This window comes from Leisingera sp. S132, assembly GCF_025144465.1.
Classification (GTDB): domain Bacteria; phylum Pseudomonadota; class Alphaproteobacteria; order Rhodobacterales; family Rhodobacteraceae; genus Leisingera.
The window spans coordinates 104,714-129,648 of the sequence record NZ_CP083553.1; the positions used below are offsets into that span (position 1 = coordinate 104,714).

At 64.4% G+C, this 24,935-nt stretch carries 23 protein-coding genes and 1 tRNA gene; 14 read left to right on the forward strand and 10 right to left on the reverse strand.

Annotation, left to right across the window (positions count from 1 at the left end):
- Positions 1-68 precede the first annotated feature (68 nt).
- Positions 69-143 (forward strand) — tRNA-Thr (locus K3725_RS00545).
- On the opposite strand, the gene K3725_RS00550 is transcribed toward K3725_RS00545, so the two are convergent.
- Positions 122-523: a hypothetical protein gene (locus K3725_RS00550; RefSeq protein ID WP_260016961.1), complete on the reverse strand. Its 402-nt coding sequence runs from the start codon at positions 521-523 to the stop codon at positions 122-124. The genes K3725_RS00545 and K3725_RS00550 overlap by 22 nt on opposite strands.
- Positions 524-741: 218 nt before the next feature.
- On the opposite strand from K3725_RS00550, the gene napE reads away from it, so the two are divergent.
- From napE to K3725_RS00580, 6 genes are read left to right on the forward strand one after another with little or no spacing between them, the layout of a single operon-like run.
- Entirely contained in the window at positions 742-891 is a 150-nt protein-coding gene (napE, locus tag K3725_RS00555) for a periplasmic nitrate reductase, NapE protein (RefSeq protein WP_039128533.1), read from the forward strand.
- 12 nt (positions 892-903) lie between these two features.
- The gene (gene napF, locus K3725_RS00560; RefSeq protein WP_260016962.1) at positions 904-1,419 is read left to right on the forward strand and encodes a ferredoxin-type protein NapF; all 516 of its coding nucleotides are present in this window, start codon (positions 904-906) and stop codon (positions 1,417-1,419) included.
- Positions 1,416-1,694 carry a chaperone NapD gene (locus tag K3725_RS00565; RefSeq protein WP_260016963.1) on the forward strand — a complete coding sequence of 93 codons (279 nt, stop codon included), beginning with the start codon at positions 1,416-1,418 and terminating at the stop codon, positions 1,692-1,694. Before napF ends, K3725_RS00565 begins: the two co-directional genes overlap by 4 nt.
- Positions 1,691-4,189, forward strand: coding sequence for a nitrate reductase catalytic subunit NapA (gene napA / locus K3725_RS00570; RefSeq protein ID WP_260016964.1), 2,499 nt, complete (start codon positions 1,691-1,693; stop codon positions 4,187-4,189). The genes K3725_RS00565 and napA overlap by 4 nt, the downstream gene beginning before the upstream one ends.
- An 8-nt stretch (positions 4,190-4,197) precedes the next feature.
- Positions 4,198-4,668, forward strand: coding sequence for a nitrate reductase cytochrome c-type subunit (locus K3725_RS00575; RefSeq protein ID WP_260016965.1), 471 nt, complete (start codon positions 4,198-4,200; stop codon positions 4,666-4,668).
- Positions 4,668-5,336 carry a NapC/NirT family cytochrome c gene (locus tag K3725_RS00580; protein WP_260016966.1) on the forward strand — a complete coding sequence of 223 codons (669 nt, stop codon included), beginning with the start codon at positions 4,668-4,670 and terminating at the stop codon, positions 5,334-5,336. Before K3725_RS00575 ends, K3725_RS00580 begins: the two co-directional genes overlap by 1 nt.
- A gap of 81 nt (positions 5,337-5,417) precedes the next feature.
- On the opposite strand, the gene K3725_RS00585 is transcribed toward K3725_RS00580, so the two are convergent.
- Positions 5,418-6,329 (reverse strand): rhodanese-related sulfurtransferase, encoded by a 912-nt coding sequence (locus tag K3725_RS00585; protein WP_260016967.1) that lies wholly within the window; start codon positions 6,327-6,329, stop codon positions 5,418-5,420.
- A 177-nt stretch (positions 6,330-6,506) separates the two neighbouring features.
- Here K3725_RS00585 and pncA point away from each other — a divergent pair, with 177 nt between their 5' ends.
- From pncA to pncB, 3 genes are all read left to right on the forward strand, one after another.
- Complete coding sequence (gene pncA, locus K3725_RS00590) at positions 6,507-7,103, forward strand: bifunctional nicotinamidase/pyrazinamidase (RefSeq protein ID WP_260016968.1); 597 nt, start codon at positions 6,507-6,509, stop codon at positions 7,101-7,103.
- 69 nt (positions 7,104-7,172) lie between these two features.
- Entirely contained in the window at positions 7,173-9,437 is a 2,265-nt protein-coding gene (locus K3725_RS00595; RefSeq protein WP_260016969.1) for an ATP-binding protein, read from the forward strand.
- Between the two features lie 62 nt (positions 9,438-9,499).
- Positions 9,500-10,789: a nicotinate phosphoribosyltransferase gene (gene pncB, locus K3725_RS00600; RefSeq protein WP_260016970.1), complete on the forward strand. Its 1,290-nt coding sequence runs from the start codon at positions 9,500-9,502 to the stop codon at positions 10,787-10,789.
- 120 nt (positions 10,790-10,909) lie between these two features.
- Here pncB and K3725_RS00605 read toward each other — a convergent pair whose 3' ends face one another.
- The 4 genes from K3725_RS00605 to K3725_RS00620 form a co-directional block, all read right to left on the reverse strand.
- Positions 10,910-12,361: an aldehyde dehydrogenase family protein gene (locus tag K3725_RS00605; RefSeq protein WP_260016971.1), complete on the reverse strand. Its 1,452-nt coding sequence runs from the start codon at positions 12,359-12,361 to the stop codon at positions 10,910-10,912.
- Positions 12,354-13,961, reverse strand: a complete 1,608-nt coding sequence (locus tag K3725_RS00610) for an ABC transporter ATP-binding protein (protein WP_260016972.1) — start codon at positions 13,959-13,961, stop codon at positions 12,354-12,356. The genes K3725_RS00605 and K3725_RS00610 overlap by 8 nt, the downstream gene beginning before the upstream one ends.
- Positions 13,958-14,773 carry an ABC transporter permease gene (locus K3725_RS00615; protein ID WP_260016973.1) on the reverse strand — a complete coding sequence of 272 codons (816 nt, stop codon included), beginning with the start codon at positions 14,771-14,773 and terminating at the stop codon, positions 13,958-13,960. The genes K3725_RS00610 and K3725_RS00615 overlap by 4 nt, the downstream gene beginning before the upstream one ends.
- Before the next feature lie 139 nt (positions 14,774-14,912).
- Positions 14,913-15,860, reverse strand: a complete 948-nt coding sequence (locus K3725_RS00620; protein ID WP_260016974.1) for an ABC transporter permease — start codon at positions 15,858-15,860, stop codon at positions 14,913-14,915.
- A 139-nt stretch (positions 15,861-15,999) separates the two neighbouring features.
- On the opposite strand from K3725_RS00620, the gene K3725_RS00625 reads away from it, so the two are divergent.
- The gene (locus K3725_RS00625; protein WP_260016975.1) at positions 16,000-17,118 is read left to right on the forward strand and encodes an acetoin utilization protein AcuC; all 1,119 of its coding nucleotides are present in this window, start codon (positions 16,000-16,002) and stop codon (positions 17,116-17,118) included.
- Positions 17,119-17,253: 135 nt separating this feature from the next.
- Here the strand turns inward: K3725_RS00625 and K3725_RS00630 are convergent, their stop codons facing one another.
- A complete protein-coding gene (locus K3725_RS00630) occupies positions 17,254-18,732 on the reverse strand; it encodes an ABC transporter substrate-binding protein (protein WP_260016976.1) in 1,479 nt (492 codons plus the stop codon).
- A gap of 164 nt (positions 18,733-18,896) precedes the next feature.
- On the opposite strand from K3725_RS00630, the gene panB reads away from it, so the two are divergent.
- The 3 genes from panB (at position 18,897) to glpK (ending at position 22,154) form a co-directional block, all read left to right on the forward strand.
- A complete protein-coding gene (gene panB, locus K3725_RS00635) occupies positions 18,897-19,727 on the forward strand; it encodes a 3-methyl-2-oxobutanoate hydroxymethyltransferase (protein WP_260016977.1) in 831 nt (276 codons plus the stop codon).
- A gap of 8 nt (positions 19,728-19,735) precedes the next feature.
- Positions 19,736-20,596, forward strand: a complete 861-nt coding sequence (panC, locus tag K3725_RS00640) for a pantoate--beta-alanine ligase (protein ID WP_260016978.1) — start codon at positions 19,736-19,738, stop codon at positions 20,594-20,596.
- A gap of 67 nt (positions 20,597-20,663) precedes the next feature.
- Positions 20,664-22,154: a glycerol kinase GlpK gene (gene glpK, locus K3725_RS00645; RefSeq protein WP_260016979.1), complete on the forward strand. Its 1,491-nt coding sequence runs from the start codon at positions 20,664-20,666 to the stop codon at positions 22,152-22,154.
- Positions 22,155-22,405: 251 nt separating this feature from the next.
- Here the strand turns inward: glpK and K3725_RS00650 are convergent, their stop codons facing one another.
- From K3725_RS00650 to K3725_RS00660, 3 genes are all read right to left on the reverse strand, one after another.
- Positions 22,406-23,662 carry a flavin-dependent oxidoreductase gene (locus tag K3725_RS00650; protein ID WP_260016980.1) on the reverse strand — a complete coding sequence of 419 codons (1,257 nt, stop codon included), beginning with the start codon at positions 23,660-23,662 and terminating at the stop codon, positions 22,406-22,408.
- Positions 23,663-23,740: 78 nt separating this feature from the next.
- Positions 23,741-24,283 carry an isopentenyl-diphosphate Delta-isomerase gene (gene idi / locus K3725_RS00655; RefSeq protein ID WP_260016981.1) on the reverse strand — a complete coding sequence of 181 codons (543 nt, stop codon included), beginning with the start codon at positions 24,281-24,283 and terminating at the stop codon, positions 23,741-23,743.
- A gap of 153 nt (positions 24,284-24,436) precedes the next feature.
- Positions 24,437-24,913 carry a cytochrome c family protein gene (locus K3725_RS00660; protein WP_260016982.1) on the reverse strand — a complete coding sequence of 159 codons (477 nt, stop codon included), beginning with the start codon at positions 24,911-24,913 and terminating at the stop codon, positions 24,437-24,439.
- Positions 24,914-24,935 lie beyond the last annotated feature (22 nt).

A 24,935-nucleotide genomic window follows, 5' to 3' on the forward strand; every position in this document is an offset into this window, starting at 1 on the left:
GTGCGAAAAAACCGTCCAGAATGCTCTTGCACCCCCCAGCGTTTATGCCTAAAAGCCCCCTCACCGGCGCTGCTGTAGCTCAGAGGTAGAGCACTCCCTTGGTAAGGGAGAGGTCGAGAGTTCAATTCTCTCCAGCAGCACCATTAATCACTGAAATCGCTGAACTTTCCACCCAGCTCAAATGTTGGGCCGATCGTGTTTCTGGCGCTGGTTTTATGCGTTTCAGATCCCCTGCCGGTGCGTACGGCAGGCCATCTCCGGATTCTGCATCAGCCGGGTCTTTGCGAATCGTTTTTCGCTTTCCCGAAGCACCGCGCCGGCAGGGGGGAGCGGTCAAGCGCAGCAGCCGGTTATGCTCTGCCTCCGGGTTGGCGCCAAAGGCGCCGCGAGGGATTCGGGCGCGGGCAGGCTGTCGGCTGATGCGGCAAAGAACTCCGGTTCGGCCGCCTGAAACCTTCATCTGGCGGGGTGATCCGGCGGGCCGAGTTTCAATTTCACTTTTTTGAATATTTATCTTTTTCAAATCCGCCTCCTGCGAAATGATTCAGATCAAGGTGCAGGCGGCGCCGCTTTTCCATGGTGGCGCTGGCAGAGCTGAAACCGGACAGCTGAAAAGATGGATCTGACATCACTGTTAGAGAGCCATAGGGCAGCACCGGACCACTCTGCAAACGCTTGCACGGCAGGCTGCGGTTAGGCCGCAAACCGATTGTGTGATAATATCAGCCAAGGAGGACTCATATGTCCGAACAGCCAACCAAAGCCGAAGAGAGGAACACTTTTCTGTTCCTCGCAGTGGTCCTGGCGCCGGTTCTGGCAGTGGGAATCGTCGGCGGATACGGCCTGATCATCTGGATCTCGCAGATCTTCCTGGGACCGCCCGCAGGTTAAGGGCCCAGGCCGATGCCAGCACATGCCAGCACAGCCCCCTCGCGGCGCGCCTTCCTGACTGGAAGAGTGGCCCGCCCGGATCCCGAGTTCCGCCCGCCCTGGACGGATGAGGCCCGGGTGCAGGCGCATTGCACAAGCTGCAACGCCTGCGTGGAGGCCTGCCCGGAGAACATTATCGAATTCGACAGCCGGGGCCGTCCGCGGATCAGTTTCCGCGGCGGGGAATGCACCTTCTGCACCGCCTGCGCAGAGGCTTGCCCGGAACCGGTTTTCGATCTGACGCAGCCCGCGCCCTGGCCGGTCACGGTAGAGATCACCGGCAGCTGTCTGAACGCCGCCGGCATTGCCTGCCAGCTGTGCACGGACATCTGCGATCCGCGCGCCTTGCGGATGGATCTGTCGGTCCGCCCGGTTGGCGCCATCCAGGTGGATGCCAGTGCCTGCACCGGCTGCGGCGCCTGCCTGTCCACCTGCCCGAACAACGCCATAGCGATCACCGATCCCCGCCAGCAAAGGACGTCCGCGTGACAGAAGAAATCCATATCTCCAGCCTGCTGGTGCGCAGCAACCCGGCGCGGATGGAAGCCGTCCTGGCCGACATCGAATCCATGCCCCGCGCCGAGATTTCGCAGACCGATCCCTCGGGCAAGATCGTGGTCCTGTTCGAGGCGGACAGTGACCGGGCCATCGGCGATGCGCTCGCCAGAATACAGCTTCTCGACGGTGTCGCCAGCGCGGCGCTTGTCTTCCATCAAACCTGCGATGCGCAGGACCTCGCCATTGAAGAAGGAGTCCCCCAATGACCGGACTTACCCGCCGTGACGCCATCAAGGCGCAGGCCGCTGCAGCCGCCGCGCTTGCCGCCGGCCTGCCGGTTCCTGCCGCCGCGCAGAACCTTGTTACCGATGCAAGTGTGACCGAACTCAAATGGTCCAAGGCGGCCTGCCGCTTTTGCGGCACCGGCTGCTCGATCATGGTCGCCACCAAGGCCGGCCGCGTGGTCGCCACCCACGGCGACACCCAGGCAGAGGTCAACCGCGGCCTGAACTGCGTCAAGGGCTACTTCCTGTCCAAGATCATGTATGGCGCCGACCGCCTGACCACGCCGCTGCTGCGCAAAACCAATGGCGAATATGACAAGAACGGCGAATTCACCCCGGTCAGCTGGGATGAAGCCTTCGACATCATGGCCGAGAAGTGGAAGAAGACCCTGGCCGAGAAAGGCCCCGAGGGCATCGGCATGTTCGGCTCCGGCCAGTGGACGGTCTGGGAAGGCTATGCGGCGTCGAAGCTGATGAAGGCGGGCTTCCGCTCCAACAACATCGACCCCAACGCGCGCCACTGCATGGCCTCTGCCGTGGGCGGCTTCATGCGCACCTTCGGCATCGACGAACCGATGGGCTGCTATGACGACTTCGAGAATGCCGACGCCTTCGTGCTGTGGGGCTCGAACATGGCGGAGATGCACCCGATCCTGTGGACCCGCATTACCGACCGCCGCTTCAGCCATCCGCACGTCAAGGTGGCGGTGCTGTCGACCTTCACCCACCGCAGCTTCGACCTGGCCGACATCCCGGCGGTGTTCACTCCGCACACCGACCTGGTGATGCTGAACTACATCGCCAACTACATCATCCAGAACGGCGCGGTGAACGAGGACTTCGTCGCCAAGCACGTCAACTTCAAGCGCGGCAACCAGGACATCGGCTATGGTCTGCGTCCGGAACACCCGCTGGAGCAGATGGCCGAGAACGCGGACAAGGCCGGCGGTGCGTCGGATATGACGTTTGAGGAATTTGCCGAGTTCGTCTCCGAGTACACGCTTGAAAAAGCGTCGGAAATGTCCGGTGTCCCGGCAGAGACCCTGGAGAAGATCGCCAAGCTCTATGCCGATCCGGATACCAAGGTCATGTCGCTCTGGACCATGGGCGTGAACCAGCACACCCGAGGTGTCTGGGTCAACAACATGATCTACAACATCCACCTGCTGACCGGTAAAATCTCCACCCCCGGCAACTCGCCGTTCTCGCTGACCGGCCAGCCGTCGGCCTGCGGCACCGCGCGCGAGGTGGGCACCTTCTCGCACCGCCTGCCTGCGGACATGGTGGTGAAGAACCCGGAGCACCGCGCCTATGCCGAAAAGATCTGGAAACTGCCCGAAGGCACCGTTCCGGGCTGGGTCGGCTCCCACGCGGTGAAGCAGAACCGCGACCTGAAAGACGGCAAGATCAACTGCTACTGGGTTCAGGTGAACAACAACATGCAGGCCGCCCCCAACATGATGGAGGAAGGGCTGCCGGGCTACCGCAACCCCGATAACTTCATCGTGGTGTCCGATGCCTACCCGACAGTGACGGCAGAGGCCGCCGACCTGATCCTGCCCGCCGCCATGTGGGTCGAGAAGGAAGGCGCCTATGGCAATGCCGAACGCCGCACCCAGTTCTGGTACCAGCTGGTCAACGCGCCGGGCGAATCCAAATCCGACCTGTGGCAGCTGGCAGAATTCTCCAAGCGCTTCACCACGGATGAGGTCTGGCCGGCAGAACTGCTGGATGCCAATCCGGAATACAAGGGCAAGACCCTGTTCGACGTGCTGTTCGCCAACGGCAAGGTCAACAAATACGAGCTGACCGAAAAGGCCCGCGAATACGGCAACCACGAATCCGAGGACTTCGGCTTTTACATCCAGAAGGGCCTGTTCGAGGAATACGCCGAGTTCGGCCGCGGCAAGGCCCACGACCTGGCGCCATTCGACCGGTACCACGAAGTGCGCGGCCTGCGCTGGCCCGTTGTGGATGGCCAGGAAACCCGCTGGCGCTTCAAGGAAGGCTCCGACCCCTACGCAAAACCCGGATCGGACTATGATTTCTACGGCAAGCCCGACGGCAAGGCGGTGATCTTTGCGCTGCCGTATGAGCCGCCGGCGGAAAGCCCGGATGACGAATACCCGATGTGGCTGGCGACAGGCCGCGTGCTGGAGCACTGGCACTCCGGCTCGATGACCCAGCGGGTGCCGGAGCTGTATCAGGCCGTTCCCGATGCGCTCTGCTACATGCATCCGGACGATGCCCAGGCGCAGGGTTTCCGGCGCGGCACCGAGGTGCGGATCGTCTCCCGGCGCGGCGAAATCCGCACCCGGGTGGAAACCCGCGGCCGCAACAAACCGCCCAAAGGCCTGGTCTTTGTGCCCTGGTTCGATGCGCGCCGGCTGATCAACAAGGTCACGCTGGACGCCACCGATCCGATCTCGAAACAGACGGACTTCAAAAAATGCGCAGTCCGTATCGAAGCAGTGTGAGGCCCGTCATGAAACATCTCCGTCTCGCTATCCTGGCTGTTCCGGTTTTTATGGCCACGGCAGCCTTCGCCCAGAACCAGGTCGCCACGCTGCGCAACACCGCGCCGCTGGATCAGGAGGGCGAAGCCACCCAGATCCCGGGCATCGTCAACACCGACATCCGCCAGGTGCGCAACTACCCGGATCAGCCGCCGCTGATCCCGCACAAGACCGACAACTACCAGGTCGATCTGAACTCGAACAAATGCCTGACCTGCCACAGCCGCACCGCCGTGGAGGTCAGCCAGGCGCCGATGATCTCGGTCACCCACTTCATGAACCGCGAGGGCCAGACCCTCGGCGCAGTCAGCCCGCGGCGCTATTTCTGCACCCAGTGCCACGTGGTGCAGACCAACGCCCGGCCGCTGGTCGAGAATGAGTTCGTCGATGTCGACAAGGTGATCGACTACGTCAAGGCACAGCAGGGCGGGGCGGACTGATGATTGCTTTCCTGAAACGGCTCTGGTGGATCATCCGCCGTCCCAGCGCCTATTTCTCGCTCGGCTTCCTGACCATGGGCGGCTTTGTGATGGGGATCATCTTCTGGGGCGGCTTCAACACCGCGCTGGAGGTCACCAACACCGAGGCCTTCTGCACCAGCTGTCACGAAATGCGCGACAACGTGTTCGAGGAGCTGAAGCCGACGATCCACTATTCCAACCGTTCCGGCGTCAGGGCGTCCTGCCCGGACTGCCACGTGCCGCACAACTGGACCAACAAGATCGCCCGCAAGATGCAGGCCTCCAAGGAGGTTTGGGGCAAGATCTTCGGCACCATCAACACGCGGGAGAAATTCCTGGAGCACCGGCTGGAACTGGCGCAGCACGAATGGGCGCGGCTTGAGGCCAATGACAGCTTGGAGTGCCGCAACTGCCACTCGGACGAGTCGATGGATATCACCCGCCAGTCCAAGCGGGCAGCGGATGCGCATGAGCGCTTCCTGTTCACCGGCGAGAAGACCTGTATCAGCTGCCACAAGGGTATCGCTCACCAGCTGCCTGACATGGCCGCAGCCGAAGGCGAGGATCACGCAGGCCTGCTGGCTCCGGCCCACGGCGAGGGCCTGCTGGCCAGCACCCGCAGCTACCTGGGCCTGAGCAGCGACTGACGCTGCCGGCCCCGCAAAACACGAAAAGGCCGCTGTCCCGATGAACAGCGGCCTTCTCAGTGTCTGCTTTCAGGTTCAAGCTTACAGCGGGATGCTGCCCAGATGCTCCTCGCCGCGCGCGCGGGCCAGCTGCATCTGTTTCTGCCGCTCGCGGAACCGGGTCTTGTCCTCTTCCGAGGTCTGATCGATGCACAGGTGGCAGCTGACGCCCTGCTCGAACTCGGGGCGTGCCTTGTCCTCGGGCAGGATCGGGCGGCGGCAGCCGTGGCACAGCTCATGCGGGCCTTCGACCAGCCCGTGGCCGACCGACACCCGGTTGTCGAACACAAAGCATTCGCCTTCCCAGGTGCTGTTCTCGGCAGGCATTTCCTCCAGATAGCGCAGGATGCCGCCCTTCAGGTGATAGACATCCTCCACCCCCTGGCCCAGCAGGTAGTTGGTCGATTTCTCACAGCGGATGCCGCCGGTGCAGAACATCGCAACCCGCTTGTTGTGGAAACGGTCCTTGTTCGCCTCCCACCAGGCGGGGAAGTCGCGGAAGCTCTCGGTCTTGGGGTCGATCGCGCCCTCAAAGGTGCCGATGGCCACCTCGTAATCGTTGCGGGTGTCGATCAGCACAACATCGTCCTGCCGGATCAGGTCGTTCCACTCCTCCGGCTCGACGTAATGCCCGACAGAGGCCAGCGGATCCACGTCCGGCTGGCCCATGGTCACGATCTCTTTCTTCAGCCGCACCTTCATCCTGCCGAACGGCGGCTCGGACGCCGCCGCCTCTTTCCATTCCAGCCCCGCGCAGCCCGGCAGGGATTTGATATGCGCCAGCACCGCGTCGATGCCGGCCCGCGGGCCTGCAATGGTGCCATTGATCCCCTCCTGTGCCAGCAGCAAGGAGCCTTTGACATCCTGTGCCCGGCACAGGTCCAAAAGCGTCGGCCGGATCGCGGCGGGATCGGGGAAACGGGTGAAGTGATAGAGGGCAGCAATCGTGTACATGCCCCGCCCTTAGAACCATGCGCCCGGGTTTTCAAGTCAAAGAACCCGCCCGGCAGCCCCAATAAAACAAGGGCTTTGGATGTATGTTTTCGCCTCGCGTGCGTGCCGTCGTGCAGCAACAGTTCCCATGACCCGCCTGTACCGCTAGATATTGTGTACACAGCATAGGAGATGCCGATGACCCACGCCCTGATCGTTGTCGATGTGCAAAATGATTTCTGCCCCGGCGGCGCGCTGGCGGTGCCCGGCGGGGATGAGGTGGTGGCCCCGATCAACGCGATGATGGGCCGGTTTGATGCGGTCATACTGACCCAGGACTGGCACCCGGCGGCGCATTCCTCCTTTGCTTCCTCGCACCCGGGCAAAGCGCCGTTTGAAACCACTGAGATGCCCTATGGCCCACAGGTTCTGTGGCCGGATCACTGCGTTCAGGGCACTGACGGTGCTGCGTTTCACAAGGACCTGCGCACCGATGGCGATCTGATCATCCGCAAGGGCTTCAGGCCCGCGATCGACAGCTATTCCGGTTTCTTCGAGAACGATCAGACCACGCCCACCGGGCTGGAGGGATACCTGCGCAGCCGCGGCATCACGCATCTGACACTGGCCGGGCTGGCCACCGATTTCTGCGTCGCTTTCACCGCACTGGATGCGGCAGGTCTGGGATTTGGCGTGACGGTGCAGCTGTCTGCCTGCCGCGCCATTGATCTGGATGGCTCTCTCCAGGCCGCTTTGACGAAAATGGAGGCTGCAGGGGTAGAGCTTCAATCCTGAGGTGACGTTTCCAAATATTAACCAGTTACACTTAACACTGGCAGGGAGTCCGGACAGCAAGGCTGACTGATGAACATGGGGAAGGGGCCGCAAGACGGCCCGCTGGCCAGCTATGAAAGAAAGTACAGCTCGTCTGAGCTGATGATGCGCTATGCCAAGGGGCGATATAAAACTTTCTGGCCGCGCCAGGTCTTTGTTCTCGGTATTTGCGTGCTGCTTGGCCTGGCAACCGACATGAGGATTGCCGCTCTGGCGTTCGCGGCTGCGTTGATAGGCGACATCGCTGACAGTTACTGCCTGTGGCGTCTTTCAGCTCTGGCAGCCAGAGGCATCCCTGAATCCAGACTGCGCCTGCTGTCGACCTTTTCCGCCGCCGTGTATGGCATCGGGATGAGCATCTGCGCCACACTGCCATACTGGCCTTGGGCGGAGACCGGCGTTGATACCGACCATCACCTCGACATTCTGTTCACCATCGCGTTCCTTGCCGGCATTGCGATGAATGCCGCAATCACTCTGCCGTACCACCGTCCGGCCTCAGTTGCCTGGATGGTGTTCTTCTGTGCCGTGCCCGCAGCCATGCTTGCTGTCGACCTTCTTGCGGGCGGCGGCTTTACCACCGAATGGCAGCTGCATGCTGTTGGTATCATAACCTTGACCGGTTTCATGTTCTGGCTGGCCGCCTATGGGCGGCGGACCTTTGAAAACACCAGGCAGTACAACCTGGCCACCGCCACCCAGCAGCAGGAACTGGAAGCCGCGAACACCCGCCTGCAGGAGCAGCGGATCGAGGCCCGCCGCCTGGCGCTGGTTGCGGAAAATGCCAATGACAGCGTGATGCTGATGGACCGGACCGGGCGGATCACCTGGGTCAACGACAGTTTCACCCGCATCACCGGCTATTCCTTTGAGGAGGCGCTTGGCCAGCTGCCCGGCGACCTGCTGAACAGCGGTGAGACCGACCCGGGCGCAATTAAGCTGCTGCAGGACAGTATCCGCTACGCCCAGCCGGTCCGGGTTGAGATCCGCAACCGCTGCAAGGACGGGCGGCTGGTCTGGATTGAAACCAGCCAGGTGCCGATGCTGGACAGCGGCGGCAAGCTGGAAACCCTGATCGCGGTGGAGCGCGACATCACCGCCGCCAAGGAACATGCCCAGCAGCTGGAAGAAGCACGCGCCGCGGCGGAGGAAGGCGCCCGCGCCAAATCGGACTTCCTGGCGACCATGAGCCACGAAATCCGCACCCCGATGAACGGGGTGATCGGCATGGCGCAGCTTTTGCGCGACAGCGGCCTCAGCGAAGAGCAGGCGCTTTACGCCGATACAATCCTCAGCTCCGCGGACATGCTGCTGGGGCTGATCAATGATGTGCTCGATTTCTCCAAGATGGAGGCAGAGGAGCTCACGCTCAGCCCGGTCAGCTTTGACCCCCGTGCCTGTTTCGAAACCACCATCCGCCTGCTGCAGGCCCAGGCGGATGCCAAGGGGCTGGACCTGGCGCTGGAGATCCAGAAGGACCTGCCCGCACGGCTGTATGGGGACGACAGGCGGATCCGGCAGATCCTGATGAACCTGGCCGGCAATGCGATCAAGTTCACCAAGCGGGGCCGGGTTTCGGTGGCGCTGGGCGGCACTCCCGCGGCGGGCGGCGGGTATGAGCTGACGTTTTCGGTGACGGATAGCGGTATCGGCATTGCCGAAGACAAACTGGACAATGTGTTTGAGCGGTTTTCGCAAGCAGATGCCGCCATCAGCCGCCGGTTTGGCGGCACCGGCCTGGGGCTGGCCATCTCCCGCCGCCTGGCAGAGGCCATGGGCGGCAGAATCGCCGTGTCCTCGGAACTGGGCAGGGGCTCCTGTTTTGCGGTTCGCCTTCTTCTGCAGGACGCGCAGGATGAAGCCGCCGCGCTGCCTGAACCCGCGGCACCGGGCGACACTGCGGCGCTCGATGGCCTGCGGGTGCTGGTGGCCGAGGACAACGCCGTAAACCGGCTGCTGGTGGAGAAATTCCTGCACGCCGCGCCTGTCGAACTGGCCTTTGCCCAGGACGGCCGCGAGGCGGTGGCGCAGTTCGAAGCCTTTGCGCCGGATGTCATCCTGATGGACATGTCGATGCCGGAAATGGACGGGCTGGAAGCCACCCGCGCGATCCGTGCCCTGGCCCGGCCGCAGCCGGTGATCGTGGCGCTGACCGCCAATGCCTTTGACTCCGACCGCAAGGCCTGCCTGGAGGCCGGCATGGACGATTTCATGAGCAAACCGATCAGCAAGCCCAAGCTGCTGGCGCTGCTGGACCGGCTGGCGCCGCAGGCGCAAAGCCGCCGCGCGGGCTGATCTCCTTGCCCCGGCTGCCGCGCTGTCCTATCAATCAGTGACCCTTATGCACGAGGCCGCCGGTGGATATTGCAACCCGCGTCTACAATCACAAATGGAAGATCGACCCGATCGTCCGGTCGCTGATTGATACTGATTTCTACAAGCTTTTGATGTGCCAGTCGGTGTTCCGCAACAAGCCGGACACCACGGTGACCTTCTCGCTGATCAACCGTTCGGCGCATGTGCCGCTGGCAAAACTGATCGACGAGGGCGAACTGCGCGAGCAGCTGGATCACATCCGCTCGCTGTCCCTTTCCCGCGGCGAAAGCACCTGGCTGCGGGGCAACACCTTTTATGGCAAGCGGCAGATGTTCCGCCCCGATTTCATGGAGTGGTTCGAGGGGCTGCGGCTGCCACCCTACCATCTGGAGCGCAAGGGCGACCAGTATGAGCTGACGTTCGAGGGCAAATGGCACGAGGTCATGCTGTGGGAAATCCCGGCGCTGGCGGTGCTGATGGAGCTGCGCAGCCGCGCCGTGATCAACAGCATGGGCCGGTTTGAACTGCAGGTGCTTTACGCCCGCGCCATGACCCGTGTCTGGGAAAAGATCGAACGCCTGCGCGAGGTGGAGGGCCTCACCATCGCCGATTTCGGCACCCGCCGCCGCCATTCCTTTCTCTGGCAGGACTGGTGCGTGCAGGCGATGATCGAGGGGCTGGGAGAGAAATTCACCGGCACCTCGAACTGCCTCATCGCCATGCGCCGCGAGGTGGAGGCGATCGGCACCAATGCCCACGAACTGCCGATGGTCTATTCCGCGCTGGCAGACAGCGACGCGGACCTGGCGCAGGCCCCCTATGATGTTTTGTCCGACTGGCATGACGAGCACGAGGGCAACCTGCGGATCATCCTGCCGGACACCTACGGCACCCAAGGCTTCCTTGACCGCGCGCCGGACTGGCTGGCCGGCTGGACCGGCATCCGCATCGACAGCGGCGACCCGGCAAAGGGCGCCGAGGTGGCAATCAACTGGTGGAGGGCGCGCGGCGAAGACCCGGCAGAGAAACGGGTGATCTTTTCCGACGGCCTCGACGTGCAGCAGATCCAGGACCTGCACGCGCAGTTCTCGGACCGCACCAAGGTTTCCTTTGGCTGGGGCACGCTGCTGACCAACGACTTCCGCAAGCTGGTGCCGGATGACGCGCTGGCGCCGTTCTCGTTGGTGTGCAAGGCGGTTGCAGCCAACGGTCGTCCCACGGTGAAACTGTCCGACAACCCGGAAAAGGCGATGGGTCCGGCAGAGGAAATCACCCGCTACAAGCGGGTTTTCGGCGTTGGGGAGCAGGAGCGGCAGGCGGTAATAGTCTGATAACACTTCGCCAGTCTTGCGGCAGGGTTTTCGTCAATCAGCACAATTAGTGGCAGAGTCACTGTCCAAATGTTTCGCGCGCGAAACATTTGGACATAACGGCTGACCTATTTTCAGACCTTACCCGTGATGTGCCGCCACGGTCTTCAATTGCGAAAACCCGTAAAGCGCCTCGAACCCTTTTTCCCGCCCGTGGCCGGACTTCCCGACCCCGCCGAAGGGCAGTTCCACCCCGCCGCCGGCCCCGTAGTTGTTGAGGAACACCTGGCCCGCCCGCAGCCGTTTTGCCAGCCGCATCTGCCGCGCCCCGTCGCGGGTCCAGACGCTTGCGACCAGGCCATAGTCCGTGTCATTGGCAATCCGCAGGGCGTCTTCTTCGGTGTCGAACGGGATCAGCACCTGCACCGGGCCAAAGATTTCCTCCCGCGCCAGCACATGATCCTCCGGCACGTCCGCGAACAGGGTGGGGGGCACATAGGCGCCGCTTTCCGGCGCATGGGGCACAACCGCCCCCTGCGCCGCAACCGGCAGGTCCGCCCCCTGTTTCAGATAGGCCTCGACAATCTGCTTTTGCCGGGCTGAAATCAGCGGCCCGACCCGCAGATCCTCTGCCGCCGGCCCCACGGTCAGCGCCCCATAGGCCGCTGCCATCCGTGCCTTCACCTCCTCGTAAACCCCGCGCTGCACCAGGATGCGCGAGGAGGCGGAACAGGTCTGGCCCGCGTTCTGGATGCCGGCGTTCACCAGAAACGGCAGCGCAGCGTCCAGGTCGGCATCGTCAAACACCAGCTGCGGGGACTTGCCGCCCAGCTCCAGCGTAACCGGCACCACATTGGCCCCTGCCGCCTGCTGCACCAGCGCGCCGGTTCGGACCGACCCGGTGAAGGAGATGTGATGCACACCGGGATGCGCCGCCAGCGCCGCGCCGGCCTCAGCCCCCAGGCCCGGCACCACGTTCAGGGCCCCCGCAGGCAGCCCGGCCTCCATGGCGATATGGGCGAACGCCAGCGCGGTCAGGCAGGCCTCCTCCGCCGGTTTCAGAACGCAGGCATTGCCCATCGCCAGCGCGGCCCCCACAGAACGGCCGATGATCTGCATCGGGTAGTTCCACGGCACGATATGGCCCGTCACCCCATGCGGCTCCCGCAGGGTATAGACGGTGTAGCCGTCGAGATACGGGATGGTCTCCCCCATCACCTTGTCCGCCGCGCCGCCGTAGAATTCGCAGTAGCGCGCCAGCGCCACCGCGTCGGCGCGCGCCTGGGTCAGCGGTTTGCCCACGTCCATCGCCTCGATCGCGGCCAGCGGCTCCACCCGCTCCAGCACGAACTGGCCGATCCGGGTCAGGATGCGGCCCCGCTCCAGCGCGGTCATGCGGCCCCATTCGCCGTCCAGCGCCGCCTCTGCTTCCAGCACGGCGGCCTCGATATCGGCTGCGCCGCCGCGGGCGATCTGGCAGATCCCGCTGCCGTCTGATGGGTTCACCAGCGGCAGCGTGCCGCCGCTGGCTGCGGGCAGCCACTTGCCGCCAATCAGGCAAAGCGCGGGATCGAACCAGAGGGGATCAGACATGCTGGGGGCTCCTTTGGAGGCCATTGAGATCGGGCAGCACCGGCGCTGCGGCGATCAGCTGGCGGGTGTAGGGGTGCTGGGGATCGCTGAACACGGCTTCAGTTTCGCCCTGCTCCACAATCTCTCCGTGCTGCATCACCAGGCAGCGGTCGGTGACCGTGCGAACCACGCTCAGGTCGTGGCTGATGAACAGATAGGTGAGGGAATAGGCCCCGCACAGCTCTGCCAGCAGGTCGAGGATACGGGCGCGGACCGAAACATCGAGGGCTGAGACCGCCTCGTCAAAGATGATCAGCTCCGGCCTTGTGATCAGGGCGCGGGCGATGGCAATGCGCTGGCGCTGGCCGCCGGAGAATTGGTGGATGTATTTGCCGGCATCCTCCGGTTTCAGCCCGACTGCGGAGAGTGTCCCGGCAATCAGATCCCGGCGCGCTGACCCGGCGGGCGGGTCAGGCAGCGTATGGAACGGTTCGGTGATCAGCCGCTCCACCCGGTGGCGCGGGTTAAAGCTGCCGTAGGGATCCTGGAACACCACCTGCATCTTGCGCCTGAGACCGGGATCAAGCCCGGTTGTCACGGGCGCGCCATCCAACAGGATATCCCCGCCTTGCAGCGGCTCCAGCCCCAGAATTGCCCGTGTTAGGGTCGATTTTCCGCAGCCCGACTCCCCCACCAGCCCCAGCCGCTCACCGCGGTTCAGGGTGAAGGAGACATCGTTCACTGCGCGGAATGTGCCGGGTTTTGCAAACAGCGACGGGCGCGGGGTCTTGTAGTCGCGCACCGCGTTCCTGACTTCCAGCAGCGGCGCTGGTGCGGGCGGTTGGGGCAGTGCCACCTGATGGTTTGAGGCTTCAAACAGCATCTGCGTGTAGGGATGACGCATGTTGCGCAAGAGCCAACCGGTGTGTCCGGTCTCCACCACTTCGCCGTGGCGCATGACGACGATGCGGTCTGCCAGATCCGCCACCACCGCCAGATCATGGGTGATGATCAGCAGACCCATGCCATAGTCCTGCACCAGGTCCTTCAGCAGCGCCAGGATCTGCGCCTGGGTGGTCACATCCAGCGCGGTTGTCGGCTCATCCGCGATCAGCAGTTTCGGACGCAGGGCGATGGCCATGGCAATCACCACCCGCTGGCGCTGGCCGCCCGACAGCTCATGCGGATAGCGCGACAGCGGAAAGCGGTCCTGCGGCAGCCCGACCCGCTCCAGCACCTCGCGGGCGCGGGCTTCGGCCTGTTCGCGCGGCATCGCCTTGTGGATCAGGATGGTTTCCATCACCTGCGCGCCGATGGTCTTGACCGGGTTCAGTGCGGTCATTGGCTCCTGGAACACCATGCCCACGGACTGGCCGCGGATGGCGCACATGCGGTCCTCAGGCTGCTCAAACAGTTGGGTGCCGTCCAGGGTGATGTATCCCTTGGCCTCCGCCAGTTCCGGCAGCAGTTGCATCACCGCCAGCGCGGTCAGCGACTTGCCCGATCCGCTCTCGCCGGTGACGGCGACAATCTCGCCCGGATCCACGTGGAAGGACACGTCCCTCAGCACCTGAAGGGCGCCGATGCTGACTGACAGGCTGGTGACATCCAACAGGGTCATGCGCGCGCCATCCTCAGTTTCGGGTCCAGATAATCGCGTAAGCCGTCGCCCAGCAGGTTCAGCCCCAGCACCGTCAGGATGATCGCCAAACCCGGGACCAGCGCCAGATGCGGGGCAAAGCTGACCATGGTCTGCGCATCGGCCAGCATCCGCCCCCAGCTGGGCGTGGGCGGCTGCGCGCCAAGGCCGACATAGCTGAGGCCGGCTTCCGCCAGAATGCCGAGCGAGAACTGGATGGTGCCCTGCACGATCAAGAGGTTCATCACGTTGGGCAGGATATGCTCAGCTGATATGCGTGCCGCGCCCTTGCCTGCGACGCGGGCGGCCAGGATGAACTCGCGTTCCCAAAGGGACAGCGCCGCGCCGCGGGTGATGCGGGCAAAGACGGGGATGTTGAAGATGCCGATGGCGATGATGGCGTTGACGGCGCCCGCGCCCAGAACGGCGGTGATCAGGATGGCGATCACCAGCGAGGGGAAGGCAAAGACCAGATCATTGCCGCGCATGATCAGCTCATCCAGCCACGATCCCTTGCGCGCGGCTGCCGCCAGCCCCAGCGGCACGCCTGCCCCCATGCCGATGCCAACCGCCACCAAGGCGACGGCGATGGAGGTGCGCGCACCCACCATGATCATCGACATCAGGTCGCGGCCGAAATGATCGGTGCCCAGCCAGTGCTGTGCATTGGGCGTCTGCAGCTTGGCCGGGATGTTCATGGCCGCGTGGTCAAACGGCGTCCAAAGAAACGACACCGCCGCTGCCAGCAGCACCAGTGAGGCCAAAACGGCACCAAGGATCAGATTGCGGGTCATCTATCGCCCCCGCCTGTGTCAATGATCCGAGGGGCGCGCCCGAGCCTGGGAGGGTGCGAAGCGCCCTCCCGGGGGGAGGGGAGGGCGCGGCCCGGCGTTGCCGGGCCAAGAGACAGAAATGGTTGCTCAAGTTTCCGGATCATGCCCGGCTCCTCAGCCGCGGGTCGACCAGCGCATAGGCGAGATCGACCAGGAAATTCACCGTGATGACGGCAAAGACCAGGAGCATCACAACGGATTCCACCACGATCAGATCACGCGACGAAATCGCCTGGAACACCAGCCGCCCGAGGCCGGGCAGATAGAACACCTGCTCGATGATGATGGCGCCGGCCAGCAGGAAGGAAAACTGCAGCCCGATGATGGTCAGCACCGGAATCAGCGCGTTGCGCACCCCGTGGCGCCACAACGCCTGCCGGCGTGTCAGCCCCTTGGCCCGCGCGGTGCGCATGAAGTCCTCGCCGAGGATGTCCAGCAGGGCGGAGCGCATGACGCGGGTCAGGATCGCCGCCTGCGGCAGCGCCAGCGCGATGGCGGGCAGGGTGAGCGCATGGAGGCCCGCCCAAAGCCCCGCGTCCCAGCCCGGAAACCCGCCGGCGCCGAACCAGCGCAGGTTGATGGCAAAGATCAGCACCAGCATCATCGCAAACCAGAAGTTCGGCACCGCAACGCCCAGCTGGGTCGCGCCCATCACCGCCATGTCGCCCGGCTTGCCGCGGCGGGCAGCGGCGTAGATGCCGGCTGGAAAGGCAATGAGGGTGGACAGCGTCAGTGCAAAAAGCGCCAGCGGCAGAGACACCCACAGCCGGTCGGCGATCATCCCCGCAACCGGCGTGCGGTAGGTATAGGAGGTGCCGAAATCGCCGCTCAGCATGCCCGCGGCCCAGTTCAGGTAGCGGGCCGGCTTGCCCTGATCCAGCCCCAGCTCCGCCCGCAACGCGGCGACGGTATCAGGCTGCGCGTTGACGCCCAGCATAAAGGAGGCGGGATCGCCCGGCGCCACCTCCACCACGAGGAAAATCACCAGCGAGGCAACGGCCAGGCTGAGGATCAGTGACACCAGGCGTTTCAGGGTGTAACGCAGCATGGATGCCACGTTAGGAGCCCGCAGGAGGCGGGTCTAGTGCGCGGTGGAGCGAAACCGGAGAGGCCGGGCAAAAAGGCGCAACGTCAAAGGGTTGAGCTATGCCCTTTGGCATCCGGCTGAAACCGGCTATCACTAGGCCATGCTGGCCCGCCCCCTTTTCATCGGATCGGAAATCTACCGCGGCTCGTCTTATGGCCGCACCCATCCCTTGCGGGTGCCGCGGGTTTCGACCGTGATGGACCTCTCGCGCGCGCTGGGCTGGCTGCCGGATACGGTCTATGTGAATTCCCCCCGGGCCAAACCCGCGGCGCTGACCATCTGGCACACGCCGGAATATGTCGCGGCGCTGCAGGCGGCAGAGGCCGCGCAGGCGGTGAGTGCGGAAGTGCGCGCGCGGCACTGCCTGGGCACGATCTCAAATCCTGTATTTCCGGAAATCTTCCGGCGCCCGGCCACCGCGGCGGGCGGGTCGATCCTGGCGGGCGAGCTGCTGGCGGAGGGCGGCATCATCTACAACCCGGCGGGCGGCACTCATCACGGGATGCCGGACCGGGCCAACGGGTTTTGCTATTTGAACGATCCGGTGCTGGCGATGCTGTCGTTGCGCCACCATGGCGCGCAGCGGATCGTCTATGTAGATATCGACGCCCATCACGCCGACGGGGTGGAGCATGGCTTTGCCGGCGACGCGGATGTGCTGATGATCTCGGTGCACGAGGAGAACCTCTGGCCCAAGACCGGCAGGCTGAGCGATGACGCAGGCGGATCAGCCCTGAACCTGCCGGTGCCGCGTGGCTTCAACGATGACGAGATGGCGCATATCCGCGACGCGCTGATCCTGCCGGTGGTGGAGGCCTTTGGCCCGGATGCCATCGTGCTGCAATGCGGGGCGGATGCGGTCACTGAAGACCCGCTGCCGCATCTGGACCTTTCGAACAACGCCCATTGGGCGGTGGTGCGGGCGCTGATGGGGATGGCGCCGCGCTATCTGGTGCTGGGCGGCGGCGGTTACAACCCGTGGTCGGTCGGGCGGCTCTGGACCGGGGTCTGGGCCACGCTGAACGGATTTGAGGTGCCGGACCGCCTGCCTGCTGCGGGCGAAACGGTGCTGCGCGGGCTGGAGTTCAACGGCAACCGGCTGGGCCGCAACCCGCCGGAGCATTGGTTCACCACGCTCCGCGACCAGCCGCGCGGTGGTGAGGTGCGGCGGGAGATCCGGGAGCGGGTGGCCTATCTGCGGAAAAGACGGGGGCTTTGAAGCGTTGAGGGCATCGCCCGAACCGAGGGGTGGGCGAAAAGCGCCCGCCCGTTTTGCCGGAGGCAAACCTGCGGTTTGACGGGGGCGGTTCGGGCGCTGCCCGGCGGTGCCGCCGGGCAAGACATCCGTGTGAAGCTACTTCGCCCAGCTGAGCGCGCTGAGGTCGATGGCCGCTGTCGGCGCGTTCTCCCACAACCCCTGCAGCCCGGCCTTGGCCACCCCCAGCTTGGCCAGCTGGAACAGGTAGCCGTTCACGTAATCCGCCGCGATCATTTCCTGCGCTTCCTGCAGGATCGCGGTGCGGGCGTCCGCATCAGTGGTGGCGGTCAGAGTGGCCATCAGTTCCTGGAACGGTTTGCTGTCATACTGGAAGTAATACTCGGGCCGGGCATAGATACCGATGTCCATCGGCTCGGTATGGCTGACGATGGTCAGGCCAAAGCTCTTGCCGCGGAACACGCTTTCCAGCCATTGCGCCCATTCGACGTTGATGATCTCAGCCTTGATGCCCACCGCGGCCAGCTGGGCCGCGATGATCTCGCCGCCGCGCCGCGCATAAGACGGCGGCGGCAGGTGCAGGGTGGTTTCAAACCCGTCCGGGAAACCTGCCTCTGCCAGCAGCGCCTTGGCCTGATCCGGGTCATAGGCTGACTGGCCGGTCAAGTCCGTGTAGGCCGGGTTGTGCGGTGCAAAATGGGTGCCGATCGGGGTGCCGTATCCGAACATTGCGCCATCGATGATCGCCTGCCGGTCGATAGCATGGGCCAGGGCCTGCCGCACCCGGATGTCGTCAAACGGGGCCTGCTTGTTGTTGGTGGACAGGATCGTCTCGCCCTCGGTCGAGCCGACCAGCACCTGGAACCGCGGATCGGCGTCGAACTGGGGCAGGTTCTCCGGCGCCGGGAAGTTGTCAAAGGCGTCAATGTCCTCTGCCATCATCGCAGCAAAGGCGGCGGTCGGGTCGGAGATGAACTTGAAGGTGGCAGAGGCCAGCGCGGGCTGTTCGCCCCAGTAGTCCGGGTTGCGCGCCAGCGTGATGCGGTCGCCCTGCACCCATTCCTGGAAGGTATAGGCGCCGGTGCCGATGGGGCTGGTCTTGATGTCCGCGATGCTCTCCGGCGCGACAATTACTGCGTCGCCCCAGGCAAGGTTGAACAGCAGGCTGCCGTTCGGCGCCTCCAGCGTGATCCGCACGGTCTGCGGGTCCAGCGCTTCGACCGACGTGATCCCCTCAAACAGCGCCTTTTGCGCATTGGTGCTGTCCTCAGCGCGGGCGCGGTCGAGCGAGAATTTCACGTCCTCCGCATCCATCGTGCTGCCGTCATGAAAGGTGACGCCCTCACGCAGTTTGAAGGTATAGACGGTGCCGTCCCCGGAGATTTCCCAGCTTTCCGCCAGCCCTGGCACCACGGAGCCATCGCCCATGAAGCGCGTCAGCCCCTCAAAGATGTTGCTGTAGACCACCGAGTCGATGGCCTGCGCCGCGGCGCTGGTCGGGTCCAGATGCGGCGGTTCCAGCTGCAGGCCGATGGTGACGCTGTCCTTGGCCCAGGCGCCGCCCGCCACCAGCGCCAGCGCGGAACTGGCGGCAAAAACAAAGGATCTGAAACCCATCTGAAATCTCCCTGTGTGCAATCTGCGGGCCTGAAAACGGCGCCTATTGGAAACGAGTTTCCCTGTTTCCCGAACGTAATCAAGACCACGGGACATTTCGCGCACTGGAAGCACGCGGCGTTAATTGGTAATCCGTGCGCCATTCGAACTGCGGACAGGAAGCCATGAGCGCAACAGCCAAGAAACAGGCGCCCAACGCCGAAGACATCCGTGCCCGCAAGGGCGGCACTCCTTTGGTGAGCCTGACGGCCTATACCACGCCGATGGCGCGGCTGATGGACAAGCACTGCGACTTCGTGCTGGTCGGCGACAGCGTCGGTATGGTGCTGCACGGGCTGACCTCCACCCTGGGCGTCACCTTGGAGATGATGATCCTGCACGGCCAAGCGGTCGCGCGCGGCCTGGAACGCGCGATGCTGGTCATCGACATGCCGTTCGGATCGTATGAGGAAGGCCCGCAGCAGGCGTTCCGCAACGCTGCCCGGCTGATGGCGGAAACCGGCTGCGCTGCGGTCAAGCTGGAAGGCGGCGTCGAGATGGCAGAGACGATCCGCTTCCTGGTCAAGCGCGGCATCCCGGTGATGGCGCACATCGGGCTGACGCCGCAGTCGATCAACACCCTGGGCGGCTACAAGGTGCAGGGCCGCGATGCGCAGGCTGATGCGGTGCTGGCGGATGCCCGCGCGGTGGCCGAGGCCGGGGCGTTTTCGGTGGTGCTGGAAAAGGTGCCGCAGAAACTGGCCGACAAGATCACCGCCGAGGTTGCGATTCCCACCATCGGCATCGGCGCCAGCGCCGGCTGTGACGGGCAGATCCTGGTGGTCGATGACATGCTGGGCTTCTTCACCGCCTTCAAACCGAAATTCGTCAAACGATACGCCGACCTTGGCCCGCTGGCAGAGGCCGGCATTGCCGAATACGCCGCCGAAGTGCGGGCGCGCAGCTTTCCAGCAGCGGAGCACGTGTTCGCTGATCAAGCGCCCTCCAAAGGATGAGTGCCGGCATGACTGCTCCGATCCTGCGCCGCTTGTCTAATTTGCGCGCCCAGACCGCGGACTGGCGCCGCAAGGGCGAAACCATCGGCCTTGTGCCGACCATGGGCGCACTGCATGCGGGCCATCTGTCGCTGGTGGAGGCGGCCAAGGCCGCTTGCGACCGCGTGATCGTGACCATTTTTGTGAACCCCAAGCAGTTCAACAACCCGGAGGATCTGGCGAACTACCCGCGTACCGAGGTCGAGGACGCGGAGAAGCTCGCCCCCTACGGGGTTGACCTGATCTATGTGCCGGACCCGGACCAGATTTACCCGGACGGCTATGCCACCAATGTCTCTGTCGGCGGCAGCATCACTGCGGTGATGGAGGGCCCCTTCCGCCCCGGCCATTTCGATGGCGTGGCAACGGTCGTCGCCAAGCTGTTCCTGCAGACCAGCGCGGACAAGGCGTTCTTCGGCCAGAAGGACTATCAGCAGCTGATGGTGGTGGCCCGCATGGCCCGCGATCTGGATATCCCGATCGAAGTGATCGGCTGCGAAACCGTGCGGGAGGCTTCGGGCCTTGCCATGTCCTCGCGCAACCTGCGTCTGTCGGAAGAGGCGCTGGCCAAGGCTGCGGCCCTTAATGCGGCCATGCGCGAAGCCGCCGCCAAGGCATCCGCGGGCGAATCCTGGGCGCCGCTGGAAGCTGCTGCACGGCAGGTGCTGGCAGAGGCTGGGTTTGGCGACGTGGAATACTTCGATCTGCGCTGCTCTGAGACGCTGGAGGCGCTGGACACTCCAACCCGTCCCGCTCGCCTGCTGGCCGCGGCCTGGATGGATGGCATCCGCCTGATCGACAATATCGCAGTATCCAAACTAAATTTTTAGTAGGGGCTGGCAGCGGTAGCGCCTTTGCGTTTATTGTCCCCGGTCAGAGGAGACTGGAGGGCAGCCGATGACCTATATTCTGGCAATTGATCAGGGCACCACGTCGACCCGGGCAATCCTGTTTGATGCAGGTATGCAGGTCGCGGGCACTGCGCAGCAGGAGTTTACCCAGCATTACCCGCAGGCGGGCTGGGTGGAGCATGACCCGGAGGAGATCTGGGACACCACTGTTGCGGTCTGCCGCAAGGTGATGGCGGATCTGGATGTGTCTGCCGTGGATATCGCGGGCATCGGCATCACCAACCAGCGCGAAACCACCGTGGTCTGGGACAAATCCAGCGGCAAGGCGATCCACAACGCCATCGTCTGGCAGGACCGCCGTACCGCCGCCATCTGCGAGGATCTGCGCAAGGCGGGCCATGCAGAGATGGTGGCCGACCGAACCGGGCTGCTGCTGGATCCCTATTTCTCCGGCACCAAGGTGAAATGGATCCTCGACACCGTTCCCGGCGCGCGGGAGCGGGCGGCGGCGGGCGATCTGCTGTTCGGCACCGTGGACAGCTTCCTGATCTGGCGCCTGACCGGCGGCGTGTCGCATGTGACCGACGCCACCAACGCCGCGCGCACGCTGATGTATGACATCCGCAAGTGCCGCTGGAGCCGCACCATCAGCGACCTGCTGGACGTGCCGCAGCAGATGCTGCCGGAGGTGAAGGACAGCGCCGCCGATTTCGGCACCACCGATCCTGAAATCCTGGGCGGTGCGATCCCGATCCTGGGTGTGGCGGGCGACCAGCAGGCGGCTACCATCGGCCAGGCCTGTTTCCAGCCGGGGATGATGAAATCCACCTACGGGACAGGCTGCTTCGCGCTGCTGAACACCGGGGACGAACCCGTCGTGTCCAAGAACCGGATGCTGACCACAATCGCCTATCAGTTGGATGGCAAGCCGACCTATGCGCTGGAAGGCTCGATCTTCATCGCCGGCGCCGCGGTGCAATGGCTGCGCGATGGGCTGGGGATCATCGAACAGGCGTCGGAATCGGGTGAGCTGGCCCTGCGCGCCGATCCGGGCCAGGACGTGATCCTGGTGCCCGCCTTCACCGGCCTCGGCGCGCCCTACTGGGAGCCGGAGTGCCGCGGCGGCATGTTCGGCCTCACCCGCAATTCCGGCCCGGCGGAGTTTGCCCGCGCCGCGCTGCAAAGCGTCGCCTACCAGACCCGCGATCTCTACGAGGCGATGCGCGCCGACTGGGAGGACGACAGCCACCACACCGTGACACTGCGCGTCGATGGCGGCATGAGCGCCAGCGACTGGACCATGCAGAGCCTGTCGGACATCCTGGGCGCCGCGGTCGACCGCCCGGTGATGCAGGAAACCACTGCGCTGGGCGCCGCCTGGCTGGCCGGTATGCGGGCCGGGATCTATCCGGATCAGACGGGGTTTGCGGATACCTGGAAGCTCGACCGCCAGTTCTCGCCGCTGATGCAGCCCGCGGCGCGGCAGGCGGCCTACGCCCGCTGGCAGCGCGCAGTGCAGGCGGTGATCGGCGTCTGACCCGGCAGCGTGACGGGCAGGGCGGGGCGCTCCCGCCTGCTCCGCCGCATTCATAGAATGCGCCTCACAGTTGGGCGTGGCGCCGCGCTTTGCGCGGCGTTTTCTTTTTGCTGAGAAGCGGTTTAAGGGCAGGTCTGCCCTTAAACGCGCCTGATCGAGTGTGTTCACGCCCATCCGCGCCTCAAGGGTAAACCGTGCCTGCGGCACGGCGGCTGCGCCGCCCTTGACCCGCGGCTGGCCGCAGGAGTGCTTCAGCTCACGCGGGCGCCTGCCGGGATGGTCGGGGGGCGGGCGTTCAGCTCTTCGATGGAAAAGCCTGCAATCGACTTGTACTTGGCGGCATGGGCGGCCAGCTCCGCCTGCGGGATCACCTCGCTGATGTCTGCAAAGTCTCCGCCGCAAAGATCCTCGACCCGCTGCAGCACCCCGTCCGGCCCGCTGCCCGCGCGGTTGGCGAGGCCCACCGCTGCCGTCACCGGGCGCACCTCTGCTTCATAGGCCTCGAGCGCCGCAGCAGTCACGCCGTGCGCCAGCAGCTTCGCGCCGATCACCCGCGCGTCGACGATGGCCTGGCTGGCACCGTTCGATCCCACCGGATAGGTCGGATGCGCGGCGTCGCCCATCAGGGTGACGTTTCCATGGGTCCAGGGCGCCAGCGGGTCGCGGTCCACCATCGGGTACTCATAGACGGCCTGTGCACCGCGGATCAGGGCTGGCACATTGATCCAATCAAATTGCCAATCCTCGAAATCCGGCAGAAAGTCCTGAATGTCCGCGGGCCGGTTCCAGTCTTCCTTCCGCCAGGGGGCAGAGGGATCAAAGCTCTTTTCCGCAATCCAGTTCATCATGACGCGGCCATCGCCATCCGGGGGCGAGATCGGATAGGCCACCAGCCGCAGATGATCATGGCCAATCATCGCCATCGCCGCGCCGCCCTTGAATTCGGGGGCTTGGGTGGTGGCGCGCCACAAGATGCGGCCGTTCCAGATGGGGGCGCCCTCATCCGGCACCATCTGCGCGCGCAGGGCAGAGTGGATGCCATCCGCCGCGACAACCAGGCTGCCTTCGATCCGCCGCCCGTCCGCCAGCAGCAGCGCCGCGCCGCCGTCCGTGTTTTCAAACCCGGCGGCCCGCGCACCGGGCTCAATGCAGCCCGCACCGGCCCGCGCGATCAGGGCGCGGTAGAGCATTATCTGCAATTCACCGCGGTGCACCGAATACTGCGGCCAGGCATAGCCCGCGCCGGTGCCGCGGGGCTCTTCCCAGATCGTCTTGCCCAGCTTGCTGTAGAACCCCAGCTGCCTTGTCCTGACGCCAGTTGCGTCCAGTTCCGCCTCCAGCCCCAGATCGAACAGCTCCCGCACCGCGTTGGGCTGCAGGTTGATGCCAACCCCCATCGGCTTCAGCTCCCGCGCGGCCTCGAAAATGCGGAACGGCACCCCGATCTGATGCAGCGTCAGACCCAGGGTCAGCCCGGCAATGCCGCCGCCGGCGATCAGGATGGGCATGATAAGCATACTCCCTATTTGCGGGCGCAGATAACCACGGCATGGGGAGCGGGGCAAGCTGTCAGGGCGGGAAAGAGGTCAGCGCCGACCGCCGATGATCAGGTCGGGGCCAAAGATCACGTCGGCGTAGTTGTGCAGGTAGATCTTCAGCCAGGGGGTGAAGCGCTCCGGGTGGCGGCTCACCTCGGCCAAGAGGTCATGGTAATCGACCCAGCGGGTCTCCATCACCTCATCCGGGTTGGCATCGATCCGCAACGGCCGGTGGGCATGGGCCAGGAACACATCCACTGCCTCATGCTCGACCAGCCCGTTGCCGACGTCGGCGCGGTATTCCAGGTGGTGGCGGAATTCGGGGTAAAGGCCTGAGAGCCCCAGTTCCTCATTCATCCGCCGCACCGCGCAGGCCGAGGACTGTTCATCCCACATCGGATGGGTGCAGCAGGTGTTCGCCCAAAGGCCCGGCGTGTGGTACTTCCCCATCGCGCGCCGCTGCATCAGGATTTCCACGCCTTTCACCACAAAGACGGAAACCGCCTTGTGCTTCAGCCCGCGCTCATGCGCGGCCAGCTTGTCGACCGGGGTCAATTCGCCGTTCACCCAGGCGGGGATCATGTGGCTCATGCTGTGTCCGTGACGGTTTCTTGTTCTGCGGCCTGCCGCATTTCGACAGCTTTGAAAACTACCGCTAACGTCTGCGCGAAGGGAAAGCAATTACGCGAAAAGCCGCGGCCAAAATGCCGCGGCTTCGCTGCCGTCACGGACGGGTCTGAGGGCTTATTCGGTGGCGGCTTCTGCACCGTCCTCAGCCGCCGCTTCGGCTGCCGGGGCCTCTTCGGCCGGGGCCGGGCTGTGGCTGGCCAGGAAGGCATAGATGTCCTCGCCGCCTTTCTTCAGGCGGAACGACATTTTCGACTTGGCCTTGGCGTTGCCGGTTTCAGCCTGCAGGAACTTCTTGGGGTCTGCGGCAAAGGCGATGAATTTCTCCTCGTCCCAGACCAGGCCTGCTTCGCCAGCCGCAACCAGGTCAGCGCCGTAGTTGAAGCCTTCAACTGTGCCTGCCTGACGGCCGGCCAGGCCCCACAGGTTCGGGCCGGTCTTGCCGCCCTTGACGATCACGTCGCCCGCGTCGGACACCACCATGTGGCACGACTTGCACTTGTTGAACCCCTTCTCGCCAGCTGCCGGATCGCCTTCGGCAAAGGCAGGGGCTGCGAGGAGGCCGAAAATAGCGGCGGTCATAAGAGGTTTCATATTGCTTGCTCCAGTTCTGAGT